This window comes from Zoogloea sp. GW822-FHT05C07 (assembly GCF_058800215.1).
This window is the reverse complement of the sequence record NZ_CM179510.1, coordinates 2,583,260-2,607,802: the sequence shown is the minus strand read 5'-3', so window position 1 is coordinate 2,607,802 and position 24,543 is coordinate 2,583,260. Positions and strand designations below refer to the sequence as shown.

The window sequence follows — 24,543 nt, the reverse complement described above, 5'->3', positions numbered from 1 at the left end:
CAACCGCAGAACTCAATACGCTGATAAGCAGTCCGATTTGGAAGAACTACCTGAGGGATATCACGCGCTACAACTCGGATGAGCGGGCGTTTGCCGGGAAGTTTCTTGATGAATTGATAAGGGTTTGCACCGTCGGCGCCGGGACGCCTTATTCACTCGAAAAGAAAGCATATAAACCCCTGGCCCGACTCCGCATCACTCCGGTCATCTGAATCCAGACACCATCATCCACCCGCTCGGCTGAACATGCGAGGGAAAGGAGCGCGCTCCTACATCGCCGGCCAAGGATCACCCCTACCCGATTTTCCAGGGCTATCGCACCTACACGACGTCGTCGGTCCTGAACAATCCACCCACCCCTTCCCCGGCGCGAGGGGCGGTCTGAAGCCCCCTAGGTCTTGCCGAGTCTCCCAGTTGCCCGTGCAATCGCATTCACTTTCTGGATGATTTGGAGCGCAGGTTTACGATGACGACCCCAGACTTTTTCCGTGCCCGGCTGGATGCGATGATCGATCTACATCACGCGCTGGCGGTATTAGCCACCCGCATGCCGTGGGCCGGGATGAAACGCTCTGGAGGACGTCTGTCCTCACCCGCCTGCCGACCCAGCCGCAGAGTCGGATCGGGGAGCTTGCCGCATCGGTGGCGGCCGGAGTCAGCCTGAGGCTCAGTCAAGAGGGGATTGCCGAGCGCTTACCGTGCACAAGCGGGCCAACAGCACCTCATGCAGCCTGTCCCAGACACCGGCCTCTTGCCAGACTCATGCCCAAGCCGCAGCCCATTTCCTTGGGCAGCATCTCCCAAGGGATACTGCTTTGCAGGACGAAGAGGATGCCGGTCAGAACGGCTCAATCATCGAGCGGCTTGCGCCCCGGATACTTGTCCCGACGGGGCTTGGCGGGAGGCGGCGACGGTTCGATCAGGGCCCACCGATCGTTGTCGACAAGTGTTTGACCATGTCCTCTACTCGAAGAAACAAGGCCAAGGTTAACGAAATCCGACCATCGTGAACGGGGGGAATTGGTCATTTTGTTAGAGCTTATTAGCCGCAAGAACGAAAAGAACCAGTAATTTTATTTGGCAGCCGCCAAAACAGCCCCCGCGCCAAATAAAACCGGCAATAAACCATGTCAGCATAAACCATCACAACAGACACATGGTGGCGAGACATGACCAAACAGAATAACCTTGAAGCCCTAGACAACCTAACGAAAGGCGATCCAATACTGATTATCGAGCAGCAGACAGCTATCGCCGTCACTCAATACGACACCAATATTATCAGCGGGGATTTTTCGTCCATTAATTGGCAACAGCTACAAAGCATTTCCACCGGCATCATAGCGACCATCTCATCATCCCAAATCATCGACGAAGAAATGCTCGAGGCGCGCCAAACACTGCTTCGCGACCCAGCAAGCAAAACAATATCACCCTGCATACATATCTATTGCCATCGCTCACTCACCGAAGTGGAGAAAGATACAATAAGGTCCCTTTGCTTATACCAGTCATCACACATACTACAAGCACCGTCCCGCCGCACCGGCACCGACGATATGTTTACCGACCTCACCAAGATTGATTTAACGGACCGCCAAAGAGAAGCGGCCGAAAATGGAGCCCGCACTGCTGCCGCCGCAGTCGGAGCAAAACTAACCCATCCAATCACTATTACTGACGGTCAAAAATCAAAAATTAGCGAACTAGCCGGTAAAGTACAAAAACATCCGAAATCGCTCGTCGCCCCGACCGCAAACCGAATCGTTAATGCAATTATTGATCTGCTTAGCTATAGTCAATTTTCATTAAAATTGATAACTGAAGATGGAGAAGTCGTAACTGGCAATTATGAGAATCACGAAGATTTTCCGCTACTCGCTGAACGACTAAAAAATAGAGACATATACCTATTCGCTCTAGCCGAAACGATCGCCGACAATGGGAGAAGCATGATATCAATCAGCCTTGCCGATTAAACTCGCCAACAATCTCGCCCAAGACGATAGACGTCATAAGCTCCGCGCCATGTCGTATGGGGTGATCCGTCTCTCGGATAAGCATTGCAATTCGATGACTAACGGTGAACTCACCATCATCACCGCATCTCACAGCATCAATCTGGACTGCAGGTACTGAACGCCTGCAGTCCTTAACATCAAAACCATTGGATTGAGCCGCACTAATCAATTTAGCGGCACACTTTGCCGAATGCACAACTAGCAACTGCTCGCTACCGATCCCCCACCAATCCAAGTGATATTTCGCCGCCTCCAGATCCTCGACAGTCCATAGAACCAGCTGCCTGGATGTGGTTATTTTTGTGTACAAATGACTCATGCGGGTAATTTTAGCCATACCCACCCGAGTCCTAGCCCAATCGATCCATTCATCCCACACGCCATCATTAAAGCGCGTGATCAACTGTGCCAGCGATGGATACATCTCTAACGTAGAGGGGATAAAAGCCCGATCAGAAGCGCTAAATCTAAATCGGCTTGCCATATTATCAAGTCGCTTATCAATTAATTCAGCGACATCCCCATCCAAGTCCAGGGCATCCGCTGCCACGCCTCGCACAAACCCACGAGCTCGTAGCCGCAAATACATCAGGCCATCAGCCACCGTCAGATTCCGTGCCTGTTGCCGTTCGAATCCATCGAGGATTACAGCACATGATGCGGGTGCATCGTCCAGATACCTTACGCCCGTAAGCCGTACTTCCTTTTCGGCATCCAAGGCGTTGTATTGATTACTCCAGCAATCCAATATATGCAGATAATATTCTTGAGTCGTTCCCGCAGCTGCATGCCCCAAATACCGCTCGACGGCCGGGAGTGCCCTCCGCGTCTTTTCGGAGCCCCCCAAAAGCATGCTCCTGACCTTGTCAATCGACGCAGACTCGCGGTCATCCAGCCCCAGTCCATCAACACCAAAAACACTCGCAGCAACGACATTGCCTGCGCTATGGCGTGCGTGATGGATATTGGCTCGCGGATTGCCTGTCACCACGCGTAGCAAAGGGATCAATAACTTCCTCAAGAGTGACGCAAATGATCTTCTTGTTTGAGGCGCAGCACTCGTCGCATCAACGCCAAACACCGGATAAGTCGTGTCGCCTCCACCTTGCGCCTCTGCCTTTGTCAGCATATTTCTGACTAGACTTTCTTCTCTCGCATCCAATTTCGCCAGCAAAGGAACCAAACGGCGAGATGACTTATTTGTTTTCAGCTTTCTCAGTTTGTTATTTCTCACAATAACAACTAACCCAGACTCTAGATCTCCAACGATGTCCTTGCGCAAAAGCCCAAGACTTTCGCCGACGCGAAGACCGAATCGATAGGCAAAAAACAATAGGAGTGCAGCCAGCTTACCCGTCTCGTCACCCACATATTTTTCAAGATAGGTAAGAACACGGAGATACTCCGTCTCCGAAAGAACACCAGGATTTGCATTTAAAGACCTATCCGATCCAGCGACAAGGGACCAGTCAGGCTCCTCCACGGATTTCTGCCACATAAGCCAGGCATGGAACTCCTCCAGCCGAAGTCGGCTATAGCGTTGCGATTTGACTGGGACCTCATCAATAATCGACGCGTAAACTTCCGTTATCTCGTCCTCATCCAGCTCTTCAATTTCGATATCAGGTGCGAGCTCGACGATATATTTTGATAGCGCACAGAGATAACGCTCCACTGTCGCAAGGCTCAGATATTGATCCCGATGTTGATTCCGCCGAGTCAGCAGATGTGCAGTCCAATGAGCCAACAGGCAGACCAATGAGCCTGGATCACCCGCAGCAGCGGCAATCAATTCACGGATCCCCGCCGCACGCTCATCTCGTGTCAGCCGACGCAAGCCTTCTTTTTCGCCGAGGAGAGACACAATTTCACGGACCAGTTTTCGATTTGCCTGTTGCCGTTGATCTGAACCGACTGAGGTATTAACAGCCAGCAACACACTCGCCGCGGGCATTTCCTTCGGCCGCTCCGAATCCATCACTTTCGCCAAATACCCGAAGTCACGCACATAGCCATCTTGCAAACGGGTAAAGTCATACCAGTTAAGGGAAAGCGACTTAACTCTTCCTGCAAGATAGCCAGCAACGATGCCAGGCCGACTCATGGCATTAACTTGGTCGACCAATTCTGCGATTGCTAAAACAAGCTGTTCAACGTTGGCAATTCCTGAACTGCTTAGGGCATGACTCTGAATGCAATCGACCAACGGTCGGAGATTTTGATCAATAATCCTTTTCCCCGCATTGTTGGCCCGTTTTCCCGTCAGTCCTGCAGCCAATAGGCACGCTGCCGCTCGACTGATCTCAAGGCGACGACAGAGTGCATCCGGCCCTGCTTCGGCGACGCTCTCTCCAAGCTCTATGTATGTCCGATCTCGGAAGCCGATAACGCGGTAATTCTCACCAGCAAGGATGTCCTTTAAAGCCTCCCCATCTGTCAACCTTGATTCGAGCACCAACCTCAGCACGCCAAGCGTCAACGCCTGCCCCAGCGCTCGTGGCAGATACCGAGGCTCTGGCACTAAGTCCATCAAATTCATCAAGCGTTGATACGCTCGGTAGGCACCACATGCCATGGATGTAATGGTGCTAGGCTCATCAGCAAAGGCCAGATATATCCTCCGCATTCGGATAGGCCGCACCTGCTTTTCTTGTGCCCGTTCAAGCTGCTTCAGCAAAACAGCGTATCGCAGCTGCCCCAGTGCATGAGGGATACCGTTGGGATTAAATACGAGCGCGCGGCTCAATTGATCGATTTCGTCTGTAGTGAGTTCACCGATTGGACGCCCATTACAGACTGAGTCGATCATCACCCGAGCGCCCTGCACCGCGGCACGCAATCGCGCACGACGCCGTCTGGCACGTTCGGCCCGTCCAAACAGTACTGGCCCTTGCAGGTCCGCCGCACGAGGGAGCAAGTTTGCGAAGGGTATCGATTCAAAGTGCCGCGCGGTCTTGATGGGTCGAAAGCCGAGACTGGCAAAACATGCTTCCAAAGCAGACCTGGCACCCGTCATGTCCTCCAGCCAGACACGCGCGGACCGATCTCCATACGTGGCACTCCCTCGCTCCGCGTGCCCCAGCAAGCCATCGATGATCTCCGGGTCCAACTCGGCGGATCGCAACCTCGTGGCAAGCCGATGACGCAAGTGCCGAAGAGGTAGAGACCACGTAAAACCCCCCGCACTTGCAATCCCTCCCTCGCTGCATGGCTCCCACTGCAGCGTCCCCCCATCGAGACGCAGCATGAAGAACAGCGGCAAGCATGGAGCACCATCGCGGGTCGTTACAGCGACGACCTGACGTCCGAGCTCAATGTCTCCACTCTTTTCTATCCAGCACCCCAGCGATCGGAGATAAGGGAGATATTGTCCTGCAACGAAGTCGCACAGCCGCCGTGGCAGCGGCACGAGGCGCCCGGACCGCGACGCACCACTCACCTTGTCGGCCACAAAAACCGTTCCAGCATCCAAGTCAAAATCCCTGAGCGCCTCGAATGGTGCACGGATGGGTCGGGTACCGGAAGCAGCGTGTAGTGCGACGACCAAGTAGCTCGTGAGCGCGTTGTGATACTGGAGTACATCCTTGCCTCGCAGGTGACGCAAGGCATGCCCAGCTCGACGTATCTCACTACGCAAAAGCGACTCAATGGGATCAAGTCGGCTACCCAACACATTTGAAGTGGATAGAGCACCGTCAAGCATCGGAACTGGGAGACCTGCACGACGGAGGGTGCTGGCGAGCTCACTACCTGTCCAGCTTGGATACGCCGCCGCACCTGGCAGTCCAGTTTGGGGGTGGCGAGCGTAGAGGCGCGCTAGGATTGCATCCTTGGTTGTGCTGTAGAGCTGCGAGGGCAGGACGTTGGCCAGCATGCCGGCGGTCACTCGCGGCGCAACCTCCTGCATGACCTCGCGGAACCGGCTTAACAACACCTGGGCCGGGAGCAGATCCCCCAAAAAAGTCGGCGATAAGGGTAGCAACCGCTCAACACCGACGGTAAGCGCCCTAGCCACCTCCTCAGGCAACCGAAGCTCATAATGGGCACCCAGCGCGCGAACCCAGCGGCTTTGGTCATCAGTGGGGCTCCATCCTCGGCTGGGGCGTGCGCTAGCGCGTAACAGTGCGGCTGATGATGAAACCGACCATTCTTCGCCAACACTATCTGACAGCCTAATGGCAAGGACTCGAGCGAGGGAACGTCCGGTGGTGATTGCGATCCACACAACGGCGGCAAGCAGTTGGTCCTCTGCGGCGCTCGTCTTTAAGGCTGTCGCCATCCATGCCTGGATGCCATGCAACTCGTCAGGCGTAAGGCGCGACCAAGTCCAAGATAGGAACTGGTGCTCCTCAAGGGTGGTGAGGAGGATGGAGGAGGCGTATTTTGTTTGGCCGATGAGCGTTGCATCCTGAGGCACACTCACACAGACCAGATCGTCGTCACGGTCCCCAACGGACTCAAGGTCCGACGATGACTCGTCGTCATCTACATTGAGCAAGACAGGGAACACCGGTGCAGCGGCATGCAGTTGCTCAATGCTAGTACGCCATAAACTGGCATCGAAAAGCTGCCCACGTAAAGGCCCAACTGCAGCGTGGTCTTCCCGTAGCGCGACTTGGTTCAGCGCACGCAAGAATGCTCTAGCGTTGGATTCCAGCCGCTCCGATCGCAGCTGTACTGCTACTCGGACACATATTTGGGGGTCTAGCGCATAGAGATCCCGGGCTGTTAGCCGCAGTGAATTTAGGATGTCTAGCCAAGCATCCTTGCCATCACCCGCAAGTCTCAGCCGGGTTGCGACCTCTCGGACGGCCGTGTCGAGGAGGATCCCCCGCTCTGCACGTTCAAGCGCATGCATAAGCAGCCACAGCCGCAGTCGGTCATACCCAGCCCGCCCGACAGTGTCACCCGACGCATATGGGTTACGCGTCGCCAGCAGGGCATAGAGATACTGGGTATCCAGTCCGCCCTCAAACCGGGTTCTGGCCGGCAGGGCATCAGGTAGCGGCCGATAGTGTTCGAGTACATTTTGACCAGCGACGGCCAACCGGTGTGCCAACCGCCACAACAGTCTTGCATGTACACTCTCTTCAGCCCACAACTCCAGGTCATTGAGAATGCCGGGCTTAACAATGTAGTGCAGTATGGATCCGACGGCCCCTGGCCGCTCGATAGCTGCCGTCGCATCACACAACAGCATGACAGGAGGCAGCAAATCCTCGGCACCTGCCCACGTGTACAGCACTGCCCACGTAGCCGTGGGGGGAGCAGGAGTCGTTGCAAGAACCCGTTTATCCGGGTCTAATAGCGCGGCTTGAGCGGGCTGCAAGGACTTAGAGAGAGGCACGTTGGGCTAGAGGTGGCGATCGATGATCTACACAGACTAACATCAACACCCCGTTTTTGCAGGTTGTAGACCTATTGTTAGCGTTTCTGTGCGTGCAATCTGCACACAGACGGCGGGCCCTCCGAAGGGTCGGACGTTCGAATCGTCTCGGGCGCGCCATACACCGAAAACAAGCGCTGGAGTCATCTGAACTCAATGGGTTAGGTCTGAAAAACCTAGCCCATTTTGTTTTGGTGCTCCGCAAAGGCCCACGCTTCAACGACGCAGCGGCAGAATTGAAGCATTAAACTGTTACCAGCAATGGGTTCAGAAATCCCGTGGTCCTGGGGCGCAGGCACTTCAGGATCAAACTGATGTAGGTTTGATGAATGAAATCGTCCCCTGACAATCGCGCGCTGACCACCGACAACGTCCATTCCGACCGCCGCTTCGGCGTCGAACATGGCGGCATCCACAAACCGATCCACACCTCGGTGCAGTATGGCTTCGACCGGGTCGAGGATCTGATCGGCGCCTTCCAGGGCACCTACAAGGGCGGCTACCAGTACGCCCGCCAGGGCACGCCGACCACGGCCGCCCTCGAAGCCAAGATCACCGCGCTGGAAAACGGCGTGGGCACGGTGTGCTTCGCGACGGGCATGGGTGCCATCTCGGCGGTCTTCCTCACGCTGCTGCGCGCCGGTGACCACCTCGTGGCCAGCCGCTACATCTTCGGCAACACGAACAGCCTCCTCGGCACGATGGAAGGCCTGGGCGTCGCGGTGGACAAGGTCGATGCCTGTTCCGTCGAAGCCGTTGCCGCCGCCATCCGGCCGGAGACGCGCATGGTCTTCGTCGAGACGATCGCCAATCCGCGCACCCAGGTCGCCGATCTGGAACGCATCGGTGAGCTGTGCCGCGAGCGCGGGCTGATCTACGTGGTCGACAACACCATCACCTCGCCGGCCCTGTTCCGGCCCCGCGCCGTCGGCGCCAGCCTGGTGATCAACTCGCTGACCAAGACCATCGCCGGCCACGGCGAAGCCCTCGGCGGGGCTGTCACCGACACCGGCCTGTTCGACTGGTCGCCCTACCCGAACATCTTCGCGCCCTATCGCAAGGGCGACCCGAAGGGCTGGGGCCTGCTGCAGATCCGCAAGAAGGGCCTGCGCGACACCGGCGCCACGCTGTCGTCGGAGCAGGCGCACCGCATCAGTGTCGGCAGCGAAACCCTTTCGCTGCGAGTGCAGCGCGCCAGCAGCACGGCGCTGGCGCTGGCCCAGTGGCTCGAACGCCATCCGAAGATCGACGCGGTCCACTACCCCTTCCTGCCGTCGCACCCCGAGCACGAACGTGCCACGAGTCTTTTCGCGGCCGGTTCCTGGCTGCTCAGCTTCGAACTGAGCGACCCGACGACGCTGGTCGAGGTGCTCAACCGCCTCAGCCTGCCGATCAAGGCCACCGGCCTGGGCGACACGCGCACGCTGATCATCCCGGTTGCGCCAACCATCTTCTGGGAAGCAGGCCAGGAAGCGCGCGCGGCGATGGGCATTGCCGAAGGCCTGATCCGCCTGTCCGTCGGCCTCGAAGACGAAGCCGACCTGATCGCCGACTTCGAGCGCGCCCTGGCGTAACAGTATTCGGCGGGGTGGTAAGGAGACCCGCTTGATGCCGCCATCGACGACATGGCTCTGCCCGATGACGAGGGCGTTCCACATTCAGTCGTCCAGCCGCTCGTGGAAATCCGCAGCGCCCTGTTTCCAGTAGGCGGCGATGCGCATGTCCACGCCGGCGACGCCCTTGTCCTTCAGCAACTCGCGCAGCGAGCGCATGATGCTGGCCTCGCCGGCGCCCCACGCAAAGCCGCTGCCGGCGGGCAGTTGCAGCGCGCGGACGGCGGCCAGCAGTTCATCGCCGCTGCGCACCCAGCTCACATCCGCGTTCGCCGCGCTGGCGAAGTCGCGGCGGTCCGCCGCGTCGTCGACCTGGATCACCGCGATGGCCCGGGCACCGGCCGGGAGTTCCCGCAGGCGACGGTGGATGGCCGGCAGCGCCGAACTGTCGCCCACCAGCAGATGCCAGTCGTAGTCCAGCGGAATGATCATGGAGCCCCGCGGGCCGCCGATGGTGGCCTGCTGGCCGATCTGCGCCGCGCGCGCCCAGTCCGACGCCGCACCGCGCGCGTGCAGCGCGAATTCGATGGACAGGCTGCGAGCCGCTGCATCGTGGTGCAGCGGAGTATAGTCGCGGCGGACGACTTCGCCGGCCGGATCGACGAACATGAACTTCACATGGTCGTCGAACGACAGGGACACGAAATCGGTCAGGTCGTCCCCGCTGAAAGTCACACGCACGAAGCCGGGACTGACCTGCTCCACCTGGGCGACGCTCACCTCGCGGCGACGCAGTTCATGGCGGACGCGCTGGATGCGGCGCTCCCCTTTGAGTGTTGTTTCCATTGACGTTCCAATTAGTTGATAACGTCAACAATTCTGGAAAACAAAGTTGATAAAGTCAACGATATGAGTAACGATCGGGCCAAAGACGTATTCGAGGCGGTCCATACCGTCATGCACCTGTTCCGCTCCCGACAGTACCGGGCCCTGCGCGAGAGCCCGCTGCAGCTCACGCACATGGAAGGCAAGGTGCTGGGTTTCTTCGCCCGTAATCCGGGGGAAACGCTGAGCACCCTCGTCAGCCATTCCGGGCGCGACAAGGGCCAGCTGGGCCGGCTGACGGGCTGCCTGCGGGAACGCGGATTGCTGGAAGCACGGCCGGATGCGAACGACCGGCGCAATCTGCGCCTGTACCTGACACCGGAGGGCGAGGCCGTCTCCGCGTCGCTGGGCGAACAGGAACGCGAGCTGTCCCAGCAGGCGATCCAGGATCTCAGCCAGGCTGAGCAGGACGTGCTGCTGTCACTGCTGGAGCGGGTACGCAGGAATCTCGACGCGGCGTCCTAGCTTTACCACCCGGTTTTCCGCCCCCACCAGAACACATGAAAGCGACGAGCCCCTCTCCGTAAGAATTTTTTGGCATTCAAATGATCGCTGAGTGCCACAAATCGGAAACATGTGCTATAGTTCGCGCCCTCTCTTACAGAACACCGTGAGAACAGCGCAAAACGCTTGTATTCCTCGATAGCTCAGTCGGTAGAGCGCCGGACTGTTAATCCGTAGGTCCCTGGTTCGAGCCCAGGTCGAGGAGCCAGAATTCAATGCGGCAGTAGCTCAGTTGGTAGAGCGCAACCTTGCCAAGGTTGAGGTCGAGAGTTCGAGACTCTTCTGCCGCTCCAGTTTCAAGAAGTGGGTTGTTAGCTCAGTTGGTAGAGCAGCGGACTCTTAATCCGTAGGTCGAGTGTTCGAGCCACTCACAACCCACCAAGCATCACCGCAAAGGCCACCTTCGGGTGGCCTTTGTCATGTCTGGCTTCCCGCGCTCGCGCACTTCCGCAGTCGCGTGGCCTGCACGGCGTCATCCACGCTCCAGTAGGCGGCAATCGCGTGGTCGATCTCGCCCACCAGGCCGGCGCGGGACAGCGCATCGCGGATTCGGTCCTTCACCCTGGCCAAGGCCAGCTCGATGCCGGCGCTGCGCAGGTTGGCAGCCAGTTCGGCGAGCGCCTCGCCGGCCGTCACATCCAGCTCGTCGCAAACCTCCAGGCTCAGCACCACCACACCCGGCTGCCGCTCCAGTGCCGTCGCCCGTACAAACTGGAAAGCCTGCTCCGCGTTGGCGAAGAACAAGGGTTCATCCACCCGCAGGATCAGCAGGCCGGGCGTTCGGATCGCCTCCGCGTGGCGCTGGCAATCCTGATAGTCACGGGTGCCCGGCAACTGCCCCAGCTCCACCACCACCGGCTGCGCGAAGCGATGAATGGCCAGCAGCAGCGACGAACCCACCGCCAGCAGCATGCCAAACAACACTCCGAAGGCCAGCACCGCCAGCGCCGCCATCACCGCCAGCCAGGCGTCGCCACCCGCGCGCAGGCCGGTGATGACCGCCTTCGGCCACAGGTTGTGGGACAGGATGCCAACCATCACCGCCGCCAGCACCGGCAGGGGCAGCAACCCAAGCGCAGTGCGAGCATGCCACAGCAGCAGACCCAGGGTGAGCGCCGCGGCGAGCCCGGCCGCCTTGCTGCGCGCCCCCGCCGAATAGTTGGCCGCCGCCGCCGAAAACCCCGCCCCCACCGGCAGGCCCTGCAGGACTCCGCTCAGCAGGTTGCTGGCGCCGATGGCCAGGAGCTCCCGGTCCGCGCTGAGCGTGTCGCCTTTCTGCAGTGCCAGCGAACGCACCGAACCCCAGGACTCGGCGAACAGGATCAGCAGCAGCGCCGGCGCCCATTCGGCCATGCGCAGCCAGCGCTCGGCGCTCAGGGACGGCAGGTCCAGGGCCAGGCTGCGCCACTCGATATGCCCCACCAGCGCGATGCCGCGACTGCCCAGGTCGAAGGCCGCGGACGCCGCGATCCCCAGCGCCAGCACCACCAGCGACTGGGGCAGGAAAACCACGCGCCGCAAGCCATGATGCACTGCCAGCCACAGCGCCAGCGCAATGGCACCGAGGCCGACGCTGGGCCAGTGGATCGCATCCGCCGCATCGAACAGCCCCGCCAGCAGCTGCCACGCGTTGTGGCCCGCTACATGCACGCCGGCCAGATGGGGCAACTGCTTGAGCACGATGGTCACCGCCAGGCCCCACGCAAAGCCGCGCAGCACCGGCCGCGAGATGAAGGCGCCAATGGAACCGGTATGCAGCAGGCCCGCCATCACGAACAGCGCGCCGGTCAGCAAGACCAGTGCGTAGCCCATCTCCGGCCCACCCACCGCCACCGCGGTGGCGAAGATCGCCGCGGCGGACGAGGTCGGCGCGACGATCGCGAAGCGGCTGCTGCCGAACAACGGATAGACGATCAAGCCCACCAGCGCCGCCAGCAGCGCGTGGGACGGCGGCACGCCGGCGATCGCCGCATAGGCCACCGACTCCGGCAGCAACACGCCGGCCACCGACAGGCCGGCGAGGATGTCTCCCCACGGCAGACTGGGCGCGGCAGGCGGGCTTCGGAGCGGCGACATGGCGAACGGGGATCGACGTCGGATGAAGCATTATCCCCAATCCACGACGCCCGGGAGACCGACAGTGGCGCAACCCCGGCTAGGGTTATCCCTAGAGGGATTTACCGGCCCTGCTGAATTACGTTAACGTCAACGTTATAAAAAGGCGCAGCCCGATGCCAGCTCCATCTCCGGAAGCCATCGGCAGCACGCCCCCGACACCGCCAAAGGAGAGCACAAGCCCATGTCCGAATCCGACGCCCCCCGCAGCACCGCCCAGGACATCTGGGTCGAGCATCCCCGCGGCCGCCTGTTCTCCCGCGTGTGGACGCCCACCGGCCGCGACACCGGCGCACTCCCCGCCGAGCCTATCGTGCTGCTGCACGACTCCCTCGGCTGCGTCGAGCTGTGGCGCGACTTCCCGGCCGAACTCAGCGCCGCCACCGGCCGCCGCGTGATCGCCTACGACCGTCTTGGCTTCGGCCGCTCCGACCGGCGGAACGACACGCTGAGCCTCGACTTCATCGTCGACGAAGCCCGCAGCTACTTCGCCACCGTACGCCGCCACTACGGCTTCACCGGCTTCATCATCCTTGGGCACAGCGTCGGCGGTGGCATGGCCATCAATTGCGCGGCCCAGTTCCCGGACGACTGCAAGGCTGTCATCACCATCGCCGCCCAGGCCTTCCTGGAAGACCGCACGGTCGAAGGCATCCGCATCGCCAAGGAACAGTTCCAGGACGACAAGCAGGTCGACCGCCTGCGCAAATACCACGGCGACAAGGCCCGCTGGGTGCTCGACGCGTGGACCGAAACCTGGCTCGCCCCCGATTTCGCCGACTGGTCCCTGCACCCCGTGCTGCCGAAGGTGAACTGCCCGCTGCTGGTCATCCACGGCCTCCACGACGAATACGGCTCGACCCGCCATCCCGAACTGATCGGCGAACTGAGCAACGGCCCCGCCCGCGTCGAGATCATCCCGGACACCTTCCACATGCCCCACCGGGAAAAGCCGGAGACCATCGTCACGCTGGTAGCAGACTTCATAGCAGCGCTGCCGTAATCCCACGCCGGCATCAGCATCCCCTGCGGAAATCTCACGCATCTGGCGCGGGAACGTTTTTTCGCCAAATGGTACGTATATGACATGGATCGGCGCGGTGGCCAGCCACCATGCTTGCACCGTTCGCGGGGCTTCCATGCAACAGCGCATCCACACCGTCCTCATCCTGCCAGCCGCCATCACGCGATACGGCCTCAGCCAGCGACGCTCTCCAGCGCCGACATCCTCGGCGGCCTGGCCATCTTCCTGCTGGCACTCGTCGTCTGGTTGGCCGGCCTGTACCTGCGCTTCAGGAAAGCAAACTGAAGCAAGCCCACCGTTGCCCGTGCCGGGACTCAGTGAGCAATTTCCGAAGCAGCGAGTGGACTAATCCGTAGGCGACACGAACTGCGCTCCATAGACTGCATCCATCGCCATTCACGGCATTTGCATCGATGGGGTGGCGCGTTCGTCCCCGCGCCGCGCATGGATCGCCATGTGCGTGCATCCCTTGATGCCCGAGGAGCCGCCTCCTGTGACACGCACTACCTTCGCTCTGCTGCTCGGCCTCTCCGTCCCTGTCACGGCCGCCTGGCCTGTAGCAGCACAACCGCTGCCGTCGCCATCCCGCACCGTTTTCAAATGCGACCAGGGCGGCAAGACGGTCTATTCCGACTCGCCCTGCCTCGGCGCGCAGCGCATCGAAGTAGAGCCCACCCGCGGAGTCAGCAAGCTCTCCGGCAAGGAGCGCGTGGCAGCAGACGTCCAGCACGAACATTTCAGAGAGCAGATGTCCGACGCCATCAGACCGCTCAGCGGCATGGACCGCAAGCAATACGCCACCTTCGAACGCCGCTTCAAGCTCAGCCCGGAAGCCCAGCAGGAATGCCGGCGTCTCAACACTCACCTCCCGCCCCTGGAACGCCAGGAGCTGCAAACCAGCGGCACCGAACTCGCCGCTGTGCAGCAACAACTCTTCGCACTGCGCAAGCGCTTTCGGGAACTCGGCTGCTGACCACCACGATGCACACCTACATCGCCCTGTTCCGCGCCATCAATGTCGGCGGCAAGAACACCCTGCCGATGAAATCGCTGACAGCCCTGCTCGAAGGCATCGGCGCGACGGAGGTCGGCACCTATATCCAGAGCGGCAACGCGGTATTCCGCCATGCCGACGGCGACGCCGTGCCGATTGCCGCACGGCTGGTGGCGGCAATCGGAGAACAGCATGGCTTCGAACCCCAGGTGCTGCTGCTGCGCCGGGAGGACATCCTGCGGGCCTGCGAGCGGAATCCGTTTCCCGAGGCGGAGGCCGACCCCGCGTCGCTGCACCTGGGATTCCTGACCGCCACGCCGCCCGCGCCAGACCTGCAGAAGCTGGCGAGCCTCAGGAAGGACAACGAGCGCTTCGTGCTCGACGGCCGCGTGTTCTACCTCCACGCCCCCGACGGCGTCGGCCGCTCAAAAGTAGCCGCCAGCAGCGAACGCCTGCTCGGCCTCCCGATGACGGACCGCAACTGGCGAACCGTCTGCAAGCTCCGCGAACTGGCCGAGCGTTAGTGCCCGCCTGGCCGCAGCGCCGGCCAAACGGGAGCATCCACTCAGACGAGCGTCAGCCGCACATCGATGTTGCCGCGCGTGGCGTTGGAATACGGGCACACGATGTGTGCCTTGTCGACCAGTTGCTGCGCGGTATCCCGCGGCACGCCGGGCAGGTTGATCTGCAACTCGACCTCGATGGCGAAGCCGGTCGGGACCGGGCCGATGCCCACGTTGCCAGTGATGCTCAGCGTATCCGGCAGCGCAACCTTCTCCTTGGCCGCCACGAACTTCAAAGCCCCGATGAAGCACGCCGAATAGCCGGCGGCAAACAGCTGCTCGGGATTGGTGCCGGGGCCGCCGGCACCGCCGAGTTCGCGGGGTATGGCCAACTGGACCTTGAGCGCGCCGTCGGACGACTCGGCACGGCCGTCACGGCCCCCGGTGGCGGTGGCATGAGCACGGTACAAGACTTTTTCGATGGACATGGTCATCTCCTGTTGGGGCGGTTCGAATGAAGGGGTGCCGCTGGGCAATGCCTCCCCCTACTCCACTTTAGACGCCCGACGAAATCAAGGAGTCCCGTCCGTGCACCGCCCCGCACAGGCCCCATTCGGCGTGACGCCACGCAAATGGCACCACGCCCAGGATGACCGCTGAACCGGCTTACTTCGCCAGCTTGAACTGCTTCAGCTCACCCGTCAGATAACCCACTGCAGCACCGGACTTGTTCTTGTAGTTGGCTTTGATCAGCGGGTCCAGCGTGTCCTTGACGATGCTGTGAATGCTGCCCCAGTCGCCCGGGTGCTGGAAGTTGCTCATGATGTAGGTCCAGCCATTGATCTCATCGACGGCATGCAGGCCGGTGGATTCGCCGCCGGCGGGGATCGACATGATGCGCGACAACGCCTTGGTGTCGATGTTGTAGGCCCACAGGAAGTTATTGACGTGCTGGCCGCTGTCCTCGCCGATGAACAGGGTGCGCATCTTCTCCGAGAACTTCAGGTTGTCCGGGTTGGCGACCTTGTTCGGGTTGCCGGTGTTGCCCAGCGCGTCGGCCGTGATGTCCTCGCCGACCAGCAGCGCCTTGGTATCCGCCGGCATCCACTCGCTGTTGATGGCCGCGCCCTTGTCGTCCTTCAGGCCGCTCTTCAGGTTGAGCGCCATCACCGCGCCGGCCTTGAGGGCCTTGTCGATGGAGATGCCGTTGCCGGCGGTGTAGCCCTTGCCGCCGACGACCATCGAGTCCTGGCAGTTCTGCAGCGCGGAGTAGGCCACCTTGTCCTTGATGTTGACCGTCGTGCCTTCCATCTTCGTGAAGCCCATGCTGGCGCCCACGTAGGCCGCGTAGCGATGGGTTTCCAGGAAGGCGGCGGCCTTCTCGTTGATCACCTTGATCCACTCGGTCTTGCCGTTGGAGATCACCTTCTTGAAAGTCGCATCGGCGGGGTCGGCGCTGCGCACATCCATGATGTCGGTCGGCTTGATGCCGCCGTCCACCAGGGCCTTGATCTCGGCACTCGTCGTCGAACCCAGCTTGATCCACGACAGCGCCGCCGCAGACGCAGCCGGATCGAGGGAGAAGCCCGCGCCGACCTTGGCGACGTACAGCGAACCGGCGGACAAGTCATTCTCCTTGTCGGCGACGAACACAAAGTAGCCGCTGTTGGTCGCGTCGTCGCCCATGAACACCGTGCGGCGGTCGGGCATCACCTGCACCAGCTCGTGGGAGATACGGCCCACGCAGTAGTGCTTCTTGATCGAGCCGGTGCCGTCCGCATTGACGGTGACTTCCGGCAGATGGCCGTAGTGATAGGGGTTGGCGGTCGCCTCGTTGCCGAACAGGTTCTTGCTGAAGGCCTTGAGCTGGGCGTTGCTGGAATTGAACGCATCCGGCTCGTACTCCTCGCTCGACAGGTGGGTGCCCCACGGCGACAGGCTGGCGCCGCAGGTGATCCACAGGCCATTGACCTTGGAGGTATCCACGTTGTGGTATTTCACCAGGGACAGCTTGCCGGTAGCCTGATCCTGGTCGAGGGTCAGCACGGCGATCGGCGACGGCAGCTTGCCATACATGTCGGTCGTGCCGTCCTGCGCCCAGGTCGTGTATTCGAACTGCACCACGGCGAACACGGGCTTGCCCTTCACGCCATCCACCTTCGCACCCTCGACGGTCAGCAGCGATGTGCCGTCCGGCGAATCGGAGAAGAACTGGCGCTCCTGGCCGACCACCGTGCCGTCGATGATCGGCTGATTGTTGATGTCGTAATAGCCGCCGGCCAGGATCTTGCCGCCCTTGCCGTCGGCCACCAGGTCACCCGTAATGAAGAAGGGCTGGTAGGCCAGCGTGTAGTCGAGCTTGCTCGAATCGGCAAAAGTCACCGACATCACCGAACCCACCGTCGTCGTGGCCATTGCAGCCGGGTTGGCCAGCGTCGGCGCCGGCATGCTGCTGAAGCTGACGCTGGAGAGCGCCACCGGCGCGTCGGACCCGCCGCTGCCGCCACAGCCGCCCAGAAACGCGGAAGCCCCCGCGATGGCAGAGGAAAACGGCAGCAAGGGAGCACCCGACATGAGCTTCAGGAGGTGGCGACGGGACGAATCCGGCAAAGTGTTCATAGCAGTGACGATTCCAGTGAGATGGCGGAAAGGGCGCAATCTTCACTGGCGATCATGAAAGCTTTATGAAAGCCTGGTGATAGCTTTGCCCCGTCGCCATGAAACAGTCACCCCCGCGAGCCCACCCGACCATGCACCTGAGCATCCGTGAATTCGAAGAACCCGACCGCGAAACCCTGCGCCAGCTCTACACCGCCGCCCGCCGCGCCGCCTTCACGTGGCAGGACGCCAGCGCCTTCCAGCCCGCCGATTTCGACGCCGACACCGAAGACGAATGCATCCTCGTCGCGCTGGCCGACGGCCACCCCGTCGGCTTCGCCTCCATCTGGGAGCCCGACAGCTTCCTGCACACCCTCTTCGTCCATCCCGACTTCCAGCACCAGGGCGTCGGCAAAACGCTGCTCACCCACTGCTCGGCCTACTTCACCGCCGCCACCCCAACGCTGAAATGCCTCAAGGCCAACACCCCGGCCATCGGCTTCTACACCCACCAGGGCTGGCAGGCCGTCGCCGACGGCGATTCGCCGGATGGGCCTTATCTGCTGTTTGCGCGGCCGGCCGAGGGGGCGTGATGGGATGGCAGGACTTCCTTGCCGCCCTGGATTCAGGCGGGCAAAACACCTGACTGATGACTTCCGTGCTCGATCAATTGGCTCCTCATGCGGGAGTCCACCAAGTGCGTGAGAAGCGAAAAGCTGAGCAGCCAAAGCAAGACCTCAATGCCCGCGTAGTATCGGTCCAGCGCAAAAACCATTAATGAAGATACGTACAGGTCGCAAAAACACAGCACGACAATACATGCGGTAGCGAGCGCGACAGCACCTTTACCCCCCCGCTTTGCAAGGAGCGCATACAAGATAACGACTGACAACAAGAAAGCGGGAGCGATGTATTTTGGAATCAGCAAGAAATCCAGATTCTTGGAAAAATAATCCTGGCTGTCGGAATTGCGAATCTGCTCCGGAGAGTTACTTTTCTCAATCGCTGGCAGAGAGCCAAGAACTTGCTTGTTTACGTTATCGATGCGCCCCGGAATGATAAGGCCTTCACTCGCATCATCAACGATCAATTTGTATAGTTCAGCCCCACCGTCCAAGGCATACAAGATCAGGTTGTGGCCGGACATGAGGCCCTCCATGACCAGGCGGCGAATCTTCAAGTTGTATTCGTCGTAATCCTTCGATGATTTCTGAAGCAGTTCAGCAGGGGTCTGGACACCCTCCACAGGACCTATCATCTGGTCGAGTCTTGTTCGGGGATAATACCGCTTCAAAATCTCCTGATGGCTCCCCTTTATCAGCGCTTTCTCTTCCGCCATGAACGGGGTTTCATAGTTTATGAACTGATTGGCCGAGATAAGCAGCTGAATCCCATCCTGCTTTGAAAAGCCGGGCACACCAAGTGTTGCAAGATTAATTGCAACCGTAGCGGACAAAAGCGCCAGAGGCGTAAGCCACAGAGACATCTTCCGCTCGACAAAGATGTAATGGTACGCATACAGCAAGATCGATGCCGCAAGAAAGATAATGCCGATGGACTTCGTGAGTGCGGAAGCAAGAGCAAAGACAAAGATGTATCGAAGCTTGCTTCGACGCGAATCCAGCGATGGATTGACCGCATAGTTGAACATCATTGCGCACGCAATGATCACCATCGATGAGAAAACCGACTCACTCAGGACCATGTACGAATACAGGAACGTGCGCAGCGACAGAGCGATGATCACAACCATTGCGAAAAGCCTGAATACTGCAGACTTTCCCGGCATGAATTCCTTGATGGACCAGTACACCGAAATATAGAAGACGGAAATCTGAAATATGACTATTGATACGATCTTCTTCTGCGTTCCCGCCAGCAGCAGGTAGTACAACATCGGCAATCCGACTGGCCTGTTTTGATTCCACACAAAACGGTGGTCGGAAAACAGAACATCCGCGGTGTAGAGATACCCTGCAGAATCCGTAAAAAGACTGAACGGACCAATATAGAAAAACAACAATCCCGCATGCAGAACAAGGATCGAGATCAGCGCAAATTCAACGAACCCCCTCACTGCCCTGGGGTAGGATAATTTTGTTAAGAGCATATGATTCTTAATCGTCCTGCAATATCAATCCGATCAACCCGACTTCAAGTTCATGGCCAGCGCCGGCCGTTTGATCAATTCAATTTGAAGACCAGACGCCTGGACATCACGAAGTTGAAGACCATCCCTGCAACCGACCCCGCAGCGACCGCAAGCGATGGGTGGTCATAGACAAAAGAAACGGACAAAACCAGCGCAAGATAGACTCCGTTGTTGGCAACCCATCCCAGCGTATTGGCTGCGATATAGCGCAACCACTCCTGCCTCCAGGCGTACCTGCTGGCTCCGAAGGTATATTTTCGATTCAGCCACCAGGTCGTTGTGACGGCCAGGGGGAAGGCCAGCGCCTGCGCCCAAAGCGGCCCAACCGACAGCTTCAAGCCCTCAACAATCGAAGCATTGACAATGAACCCTGCCACGCCAACCAGTCCAAAACATAAGATCTGGCGTAGCAGGGAATGCTGAGGCGCGGCTCCGTTCGGACTTTTCTGCATCATCGACTCCGTCCAGATTTTCCCCTGGCGTATCCTGCATGGCCCAAGCCAGGCTCATCCAAAACCCCGGGCGCCCTGCGTTTTTTTTGCGGAACCACCATCAAGGCTTCTTGAACGGAACAGAGAGAAGCTCACGTTCAAAGTTTCTTTTGTCCTGATGGGTGATCGAATCAAGAATAAGGGCAATTGCAACAAGCACGATCGCCGTAATCTCCAAGCCTGTGGCCAGCACTGCCAGGGGCACATGGTGGATGTACCGCTCCCGTATCCAGTCTTCGAAAACGGGGATGCTGGCGACAATACCCAGCAAGCCGACCAGCAGCCCGCTGCCTCCAAAAAAGGCCAGCGGCCGGTAATAGCGGAGAATCCTGGTTATGGTATTGATAACCCTTGTACCGTCTCGAAGGGTATTCAGCTTGGAAAAACTTCCGGCCGGCCGGTCCTTATAATTCACAGGTATTTCAACAATGCGAAAGCGCTTGTCCAGAGCATGCAGCGTCATGTCCGTTTCGATTTCGAACCCTTCGACCAGGATCGGATAGCTCTTGACAAAACTCCGGTTGAACACACGGTAACCGCTCATGATATCTGCCAGATCCGCATGAAACAGGAGGTTCACCAGATCGCGTACCAAGCGGTTGCCGAACCCGTGGAGGGCGCGCTTGTTTTCCGCTGAATAATGCCCGGCACTATGGCGATCGCCAACAACCATGTCCGCCTCGCCGGCAAGAATTGGCGCCATAAGTTCACGTGCCCGTTCAGCAGGATAGGTGAGATCCGCGTCCGCGAGAATATATATGTCGGAATCGATTTCCAGAAAGGCGCGCCGGACTGCGTTCCCCTTACCAGGGCGCTTCTCGTTTATGACGGAACCTTCGCACTTCAGATCGGACAGGGTTTTCCTGGCAATCGACTCGGTTGCATCGGTTGAGCGGTTATTTACGATATAAATCGCAGCTTCTGGCAAATGAAGATGAAAATCCTCAATCGTTGCAGAAATGGTTTTCTCTTCGTTGTAGGCAGGCAGGATTACTGATATTTTTTTCATAATGATTTCATCAAATCGATTTAAATAACCGACAATTGCATTTTGATTTTTAAAAAATGCTATCAGCGATACGTATCAAGATCAATGACCTTGATGTTTGCTCTAGCGACGCGTTGATCTCGAAGGGGCGTCCGTGCTCGGGCATCAAATATTCGAATCGGCGTATCAAATGGCTGCCGGTAGGTATCAGCAAGGGCGACGAGAACATCAAATTCGAACTTCGTCTACCGAATCCGAAAAATGTGAAATGCTCCGTAGCAACCGCGCCGGTTGTCGTGCGATACCCCGTCATCCCCACGACATCACCGTACGCAATGAAAGCCCTACTGCTGTTGCTCGCCCTCGCGCTTCCGACCCTGGCCCAGGCCGAAGACGAGGGCATCGCCAGGATCTTCCGGGCCCACGGCGTGGAGGGCACGATGGTCATCACCGCCCTGCACAACGGCCAGACCTACATCCACAACGACGCCCGCGCCGCCCGGCGCTATCCGCCGGCCTCCACCTTCAAGATCCTCAACACGCTGATCGCCGCCCAGGAATGGGTCATCGCCGACCGCGACACCCCCTTCAAGTGGGACGGCATCGAGCGCGAGATACCCGACTGGAACCGGGACCAGACCCTTTCCTCGGCCTTCAAGGTTTCCTGCGTGTGGTGCTACCAGGACATCGCGCGCAAGGTCGGCGCCGGCACCTACCGGCGCTACCTCGGCCAGGTCGGCTACGGCGTCCTCGCCGAACCGTTCGACCTCGCCACCTTCTGGCTGACCGACCAGCTACAGATCAGCGCCCAGGAACAAGTCGCGTTCCTGAACAAAGTCTGGCAACACCAACCGCCCTTCGGCGCCCACGCCTACCAGGTGCTGCAGGACGTGATGCTCGTCGAACGAGCCCCCAGCTACCGCCTCTACGCCAAAACCGGTTGGGCCGCCCGCAGCCAGCCGCAGATCGGCTGGTACGTGGGCTACGTGGAACGCCACGGCGAAGTCTGGCTGTTCGCCACCAACATCAGCCTGCGTTCCGACCAGGACCTGCCCCTGCGCCAGGCCATCACCCGCGCCGCGCTGACGGAAAAGGGCGCCTTCCGCTGATGGCGGGAGGATGCAGCCCCCCTTCAAACCCCCGCAGGAATCACGCCTCTTGCCTTTTCCACCCGCGGCCACTAATTAATTACAGCATGGCCTCCCCCGGCACCCCCGGGGCCCGGGCGGCCTGCCCCACGGGGCAACAGCACATCAGGCTCTATCGATAACAACAAGGAGGCTGTCATGCGGTGCCGCAGATCAAAACTCGTTTTCGCTGCAATCTCCAGCCTGGTGGTCCAGCTGGGTGTTTCGGCCCACGCCGCCGAGACACCCCCTGAAAAACCTGTGGGCCTGACCGGGGGCAACGACGCGGTCGGCATGGTCGACCTCGCCCCCCATAATCTTCCCGGCACCCTCGCGGATTACGCACTCCGCGCCCGCGCAATAGGCGTCGCCCCCGGCGGTGCGATCCATAGCCACTCCCACGCCGGCCGTCCCGGCATCGTGCGCGTGACGAAAGGGACCCTCGTCGAATACCGGGGCACCACCGAGCGCACCCTCCACGCCGGCGACTGGTGGTTTGAAAATGCCGATACCGTGCATTGGTTCCGCAACCCAAGCACGACGGAGGCCGCAGAGATCTGGGCAGTGGATCTGGTACCCAGGCAGAAATAAGACGCGAACGCTTGACACTCCCACGCTCCGATTTGAACTCTCGCCCCTCCGGGCACCGGGAGTTCAAATCGGCGTTGAACCACTTCAACCCGGACTTGAACCGGTTCAAGTCCGGGCTGCACAAGTTCATCTCGCCGCATCGACAGTTCAAATCCGCGCCCCGCGGGTTCATGTCGCCGCTACGAAGGTTCAAGTCCGAGGTGCGAAAGTTCAAGTCCGCGCAGCTCGAGTTCAAGTCCCGGCATCAAAAGTTCATCTCCGAGCATCGACAGTTCAAGTCGGCGCATCAAACAGCCCACCGCGCGCCCCGCGAGGATGATGAAAACGCCAAACCCCTGCCGTTTCTGCCAAATTCGAAAAATGTGAACTGTTCCGTAGCGGGCGGGCCGCATGCCGTGCGATATCTCTCCCATCGCCACGACATACCCGGATGCAATGAAGGTCCCGCTGCTGCCGCTCGCCGCCAACATCACGCTGTGCTCCGGGCAGACCATGCCCCTGCGGCAAGCCATCACCCGCGCCGTGCCGACGGAAAAGGGAATCCGCCACTGATGGCCCGCAAACGCTACCGCCGCAAACACGCCGCGCTGGCAGACCTGCTCAACGCCCCGTGGCCGGTGAGCGCGGTACTGGCCCTGGTGGTCTATGCCAGCCTCAAATGGGCCCTGCCCGCCTATGGCGCCGGCAACATGATCCTCCAGCCGCTCACCCTCGCCTTGTCTTCCTTCGCCGAACTGGCCGGCGGCGGCCTGCTGCTGATCGCCGTACTCGCCTATCTCCGCGCCGTCGTCAGCGCCAGGAAGGCCACCGAAACCAGCGCGCCCAGGCTCGCAGCGGAGCCCGCGCACGGCCCCGTGCATGCACGGGTCTTCCACCCCAGGCAGGAACCCAGCCTCAAGAACCCCGCCGCGGGCGACGAGCCCATCATCGCCTCCTCAGCGCCGGAACCCCAGGCCGACACTCGCCCCACCGCCTGGAGCATCGAGCTGATCCGCGACCTGGAATGGAAACGCTTCGAGGACGTCTGCCAGCGCTTCTACGCCAGCAAGGGCATCGAGAGCGCCACCACGCCCCTCGGCCCGGACGGCGGCATCGACATCCGCCTCTTCCAGAGCGCCACCGAAACCGACAAGGGCAAATGCACCGCCATCGTCCAGTGCAAAGCCTGGGGCGAGCGCCTCGTCGGCGTCAAACCCGTGCGCGAACTGCTCGGCGTCATGACCCACGAAAGAATCCCCAAAGCCTTCTTCATGACCAGCGGCGGCTTCACCCCCGACGCCAAGGACATCGCCAAGGCCAACCACATCACGCTGATCGACGGCGAGATGTTCCTGCTGATGATTCTTCGCTTGCCGGAGGCTGTGCGGCAGGAATTGCTTAATTTCGCAATTGAAGGGGATTACAAGGTGCCGACGTGTCCGAGCTGCGGGATCAAGATGCGGGCGGTGGCGGGGAGCAAGGGGAAGGCGGGGTTTTGGGGGTGTTTCAATTATCCGCGGTGTCGGCAGACACTTGGGATGAGGAGGGATAGGTGAAGAGAGAATCAAATAAGGATTCGGACAGACGGCCCCCGACCAATAACCGCCTTTCATACTGCTAGACCTATAGCAG

19 protein-coding genes, 3 tRNA genes and 1 pseudogene are annotated in these 24,543 nt (G+C 60.0%); 13 read left to right on the top strand and 10 right to left on the bottom strand.

Annotation, left to right across the window (positions count from 1 at the left end):
• Positions 1 to 703 precede the first annotated feature (703 nt).
• Positions 704 to 923, bottom strand: a pseudogene (locus AC3QL2_RS12260) (transposase); the annotation flags it as partial.
• Positions 924 to 1,169: 246 nt separating this feature from the next.
• On the opposite strand from AC3QL2_RS12260, the gene AC3QL2_RS12255 reads away from it, so the two are divergent.
• Complete coding sequence (locus AC3QL2_RS12255) at positions 1,170 to 1,979, top strand: hypothetical protein (RefSeq protein WP_493235951.1); 810 nt, start codon at positions 1,170 to 1,172, stop codon at positions 1,977 to 1,979.
• Here AC3QL2_RS12255 and AC3QL2_RS12250 read toward each other — a convergent pair.
• Positions 1,963 to 7,266, bottom strand: coding sequence for a hypothetical protein (locus AC3QL2_RS12250; RefSeq protein ID WP_493235952.1), 5,304 nt, complete (start codon positions 7,264 to 7,266; stop codon positions 1,963 to 1,965). The genes AC3QL2_RS12255 and AC3QL2_RS12250 overlap by 17 nt on opposite strands.
• 470 nt (positions 7,267 to 7,736) lie before the next feature.
• Between AC3QL2_RS12250 and AC3QL2_RS12245 the strand changes: the two genes are divergently transcribed.
• Positions 7,737 to 8,981 (top strand): cystathionine gamma-synthase family protein, encoded by a 1,245-nt coding sequence (locus AC3QL2_RS12245; RefSeq protein ID WP_493235953.1) that lies wholly within the window; start codon positions 7,737 to 7,739, stop codon positions 8,979 to 8,981.
• Positions 8,982 to 9,065: 84 nt separating this feature from the next.
• Here AC3QL2_RS12245 and AC3QL2_RS12240 read toward each other — a convergent pair whose 3' ends face one another.
• Positions 9,066 to 9,806 carry a siderophore-interacting protein gene (locus tag AC3QL2_RS12240; RefSeq protein WP_493235954.1) on the bottom strand — a complete coding sequence of 247 codons (741 nt, stop codon included), beginning with the start codon at positions 9,804 to 9,806 and terminating at the stop codon, positions 9,066 to 9,068.
• Positions 9,807 to 9,869: 63 nt separating this feature from the next.
• On the opposite strand from AC3QL2_RS12240, the gene AC3QL2_RS12235 reads away from it, so the two are divergent.
• From AC3QL2_RS12235 to AC3QL2_RS12220, 4 genes are all read left to right on the top strand, one after another.
• Entirely contained in the window at positions 9,870 to 10,310 is a 441-nt protein-coding gene (locus tag AC3QL2_RS12235) for a MarR family winged helix-turn-helix transcriptional regulator (protein WP_493235955.1), read from the top strand.
• Positions 10,311 to 10,481: 171 nt separating this feature from the next.
• A tRNA-Asn gene (locus AC3QL2_RS12230) sits at positions 10,482 to 10,557 on the top strand.
• Positions 10,558 to 10,566: 9 nt separating this feature from the next.
• Positions 10,567 to 10,642: transfer RNA gene (locus tag AC3QL2_RS12225), tRNA-Gly, on the top strand.
• Positions 10,643 to 10,654: 12 nt separating this feature from the next.
• Positions 10,655 to 10,730: transfer RNA gene (locus AC3QL2_RS12220), tRNA-Lys, on the top strand.
• A gap of 36 nt (positions 10,731 to 10,766) precedes the next feature.
• On the opposite strand, the gene AC3QL2_RS12215 is transcribed toward AC3QL2_RS12220, so the two are convergent.
• On the bottom strand, positions 10,767 to 12,425 hold the full coding sequence (locus AC3QL2_RS12215) for a SulP family inorganic anion transporter (protein WP_493235956.1): 1,659 nt from the start codon (positions 12,423 to 12,425) through the stop codon (positions 10,767 to 10,769).
• Between the two features lie 223 nt (positions 12,426 to 12,648).
• Here AC3QL2_RS12215 and AC3QL2_RS12210 point away from each other — a divergent pair, with 223 nt between their 5' ends.
• The 3 genes from AC3QL2_RS12210 to AC3QL2_RS12200 all read left to right on the top strand — a co-directional run bounded on the left by AC3QL2_RS12210 (position 12,649) and on the right by AC3QL2_RS12200 (position 15,006).
• Positions 12,649 to 13,467 carry an alpha/beta fold hydrolase gene (locus AC3QL2_RS12210; RefSeq protein WP_493235957.1) on the top strand — a complete coding sequence of 273 codons (819 nt, stop codon included), beginning with the start codon at positions 12,649 to 12,651 and terminating at the stop codon, positions 13,465 to 13,467.
• Between the two features lie 514 nt (positions 13,468 to 13,981).
• A complete protein-coding gene (locus tag AC3QL2_RS12205; RefSeq protein ID WP_493235958.1) occupies positions 13,982 to 14,461 on the top strand; it encodes a hypothetical protein in 480 nt (159 codons plus the stop codon).
• Between the two features lie 8 nt (positions 14,462 to 14,469).
• Entirely contained in the window at positions 14,470 to 15,006 is a 537-nt protein-coding gene (locus tag AC3QL2_RS12200) for a DUF1697 domain-containing protein (protein WP_493235959.1), read from the top strand.
• A 41-nt stretch (positions 15,007 to 15,047) separates the two neighbouring features.
• Here the strand turns inward: AC3QL2_RS12200 and AC3QL2_RS12195 are convergent, their stop codons facing one another.
• Entirely contained in the window at positions 15,048 to 15,473 is a 426-nt protein-coding gene (locus tag AC3QL2_RS12195) for an organic hydroperoxide resistance protein (protein ID WP_493235960.1), read from the bottom strand.
• Positions 15,474 to 15,651: 178 nt separating this feature from the next.
• Positions 15,652 to 17,604, bottom strand: coding sequence for a PhoX family protein (locus AC3QL2_RS12190; protein WP_493235961.1), 1,953 nt, complete (start codon positions 17,602 to 17,604; stop codon positions 15,652 to 15,654).
• Positions 17,605 to 17,702: 98 nt separating this feature from the next.
• On the opposite strand from AC3QL2_RS12190, the gene AC3QL2_RS12185 reads away from it, so the two are divergent.
• On the top strand, positions 17,703 to 18,176 hold the full coding sequence (locus tag AC3QL2_RS12185) for a GNAT family N-acetyltransferase (protein ID WP_493235962.1): 474 nt from the start codon (positions 17,703 to 17,705) through the stop codon (positions 18,174 to 18,176).
• A gap of 32 nt (positions 18,177 to 18,208) precedes the next feature.
• Here AC3QL2_RS12185 and AC3QL2_RS12180 read toward each other — a convergent pair whose 3' ends face one another.
• From AC3QL2_RS12180 to AC3QL2_RS12170, 3 genes are all read right to left on the bottom strand, one after another.
• The gene (locus AC3QL2_RS12180) at positions 18,209 to 19,693 is read right to left on the bottom strand and encodes a hypothetical protein (RefSeq protein WP_493235963.1); all 1,485 of its coding nucleotides are present in this window, start codon (positions 19,691 to 19,693) and stop codon (positions 18,209 to 18,211) included.
• Between the two features lie 74 nt (positions 19,694 to 19,767).
• Complete coding sequence (locus AC3QL2_RS12175) at positions 19,768 to 20,190, bottom strand: GtrA family protein (protein WP_493235964.1); 423 nt, start codon at positions 20,188 to 20,190, stop codon at positions 19,768 to 19,770.
• A gap of 97 nt (positions 20,191 to 20,287) precedes the next feature.
• The gene (locus AC3QL2_RS12170; protein ID WP_493235965.1) at positions 20,288 to 21,235 is read right to left on the bottom strand and encodes a glycosyltransferase family 2 protein; all 948 of its coding nucleotides are present in this window, start codon (positions 21,233 to 21,235) and stop codon (positions 20,288 to 20,290) included.
• A 314-nt stretch (positions 21,236 to 21,549) separates the two neighbouring features.
• Between AC3QL2_RS12170 and blaOXA the strand changes: the two genes are divergently transcribed.
• Together blaOXA and AC3QL2_RS12160 are read left to right on the top strand one after the other, a co-directional pair.
• Entirely contained in the window at positions 21,550 to 22,323 is a 774-nt protein-coding gene (gene blaOXA / locus AC3QL2_RS12165) for a class D beta-lactamase (protein ID WP_493235966.1), read from the top strand.
• 177 nt (positions 22,324 to 22,500) lie between these two features.
• Positions 22,501 to 22,932, top strand: coding sequence for a cupin domain-containing protein (locus AC3QL2_RS12160; RefSeq protein WP_493235967.1), 432 nt, complete (start codon positions 22,501 to 22,503; stop codon positions 22,930 to 22,932).
• A 179-nt stretch (positions 22,933 to 23,111) separates the two neighbouring features.
• Here the strand turns inward: AC3QL2_RS12160 and AC3QL2_RS12155 are convergent, their stop codons facing one another.
• Positions 23,112 to 23,402 carry a hypothetical protein gene (locus AC3QL2_RS12155; protein ID WP_493235968.1) on the bottom strand — a complete coding sequence of 97 codons (291 nt, stop codon included), beginning with the start codon at positions 23,400 to 23,402 and terminating at the stop codon, positions 23,112 to 23,114.
• Positions 23,403 to 23,483: 81 nt separating this feature from the next.
• Between AC3QL2_RS12155 and AC3QL2_RS12150 the strand changes: the two genes are divergently transcribed.
• Positions 23,484 to 24,467, top strand: coding sequence for a restriction endonuclease (locus AC3QL2_RS12150; protein ID WP_493235969.1), 984 nt, complete (start codon positions 23,484 to 23,486; stop codon positions 24,465 to 24,467).
• Positions 24,468 to 24,543: the final 76 nt, after the last annotated feature.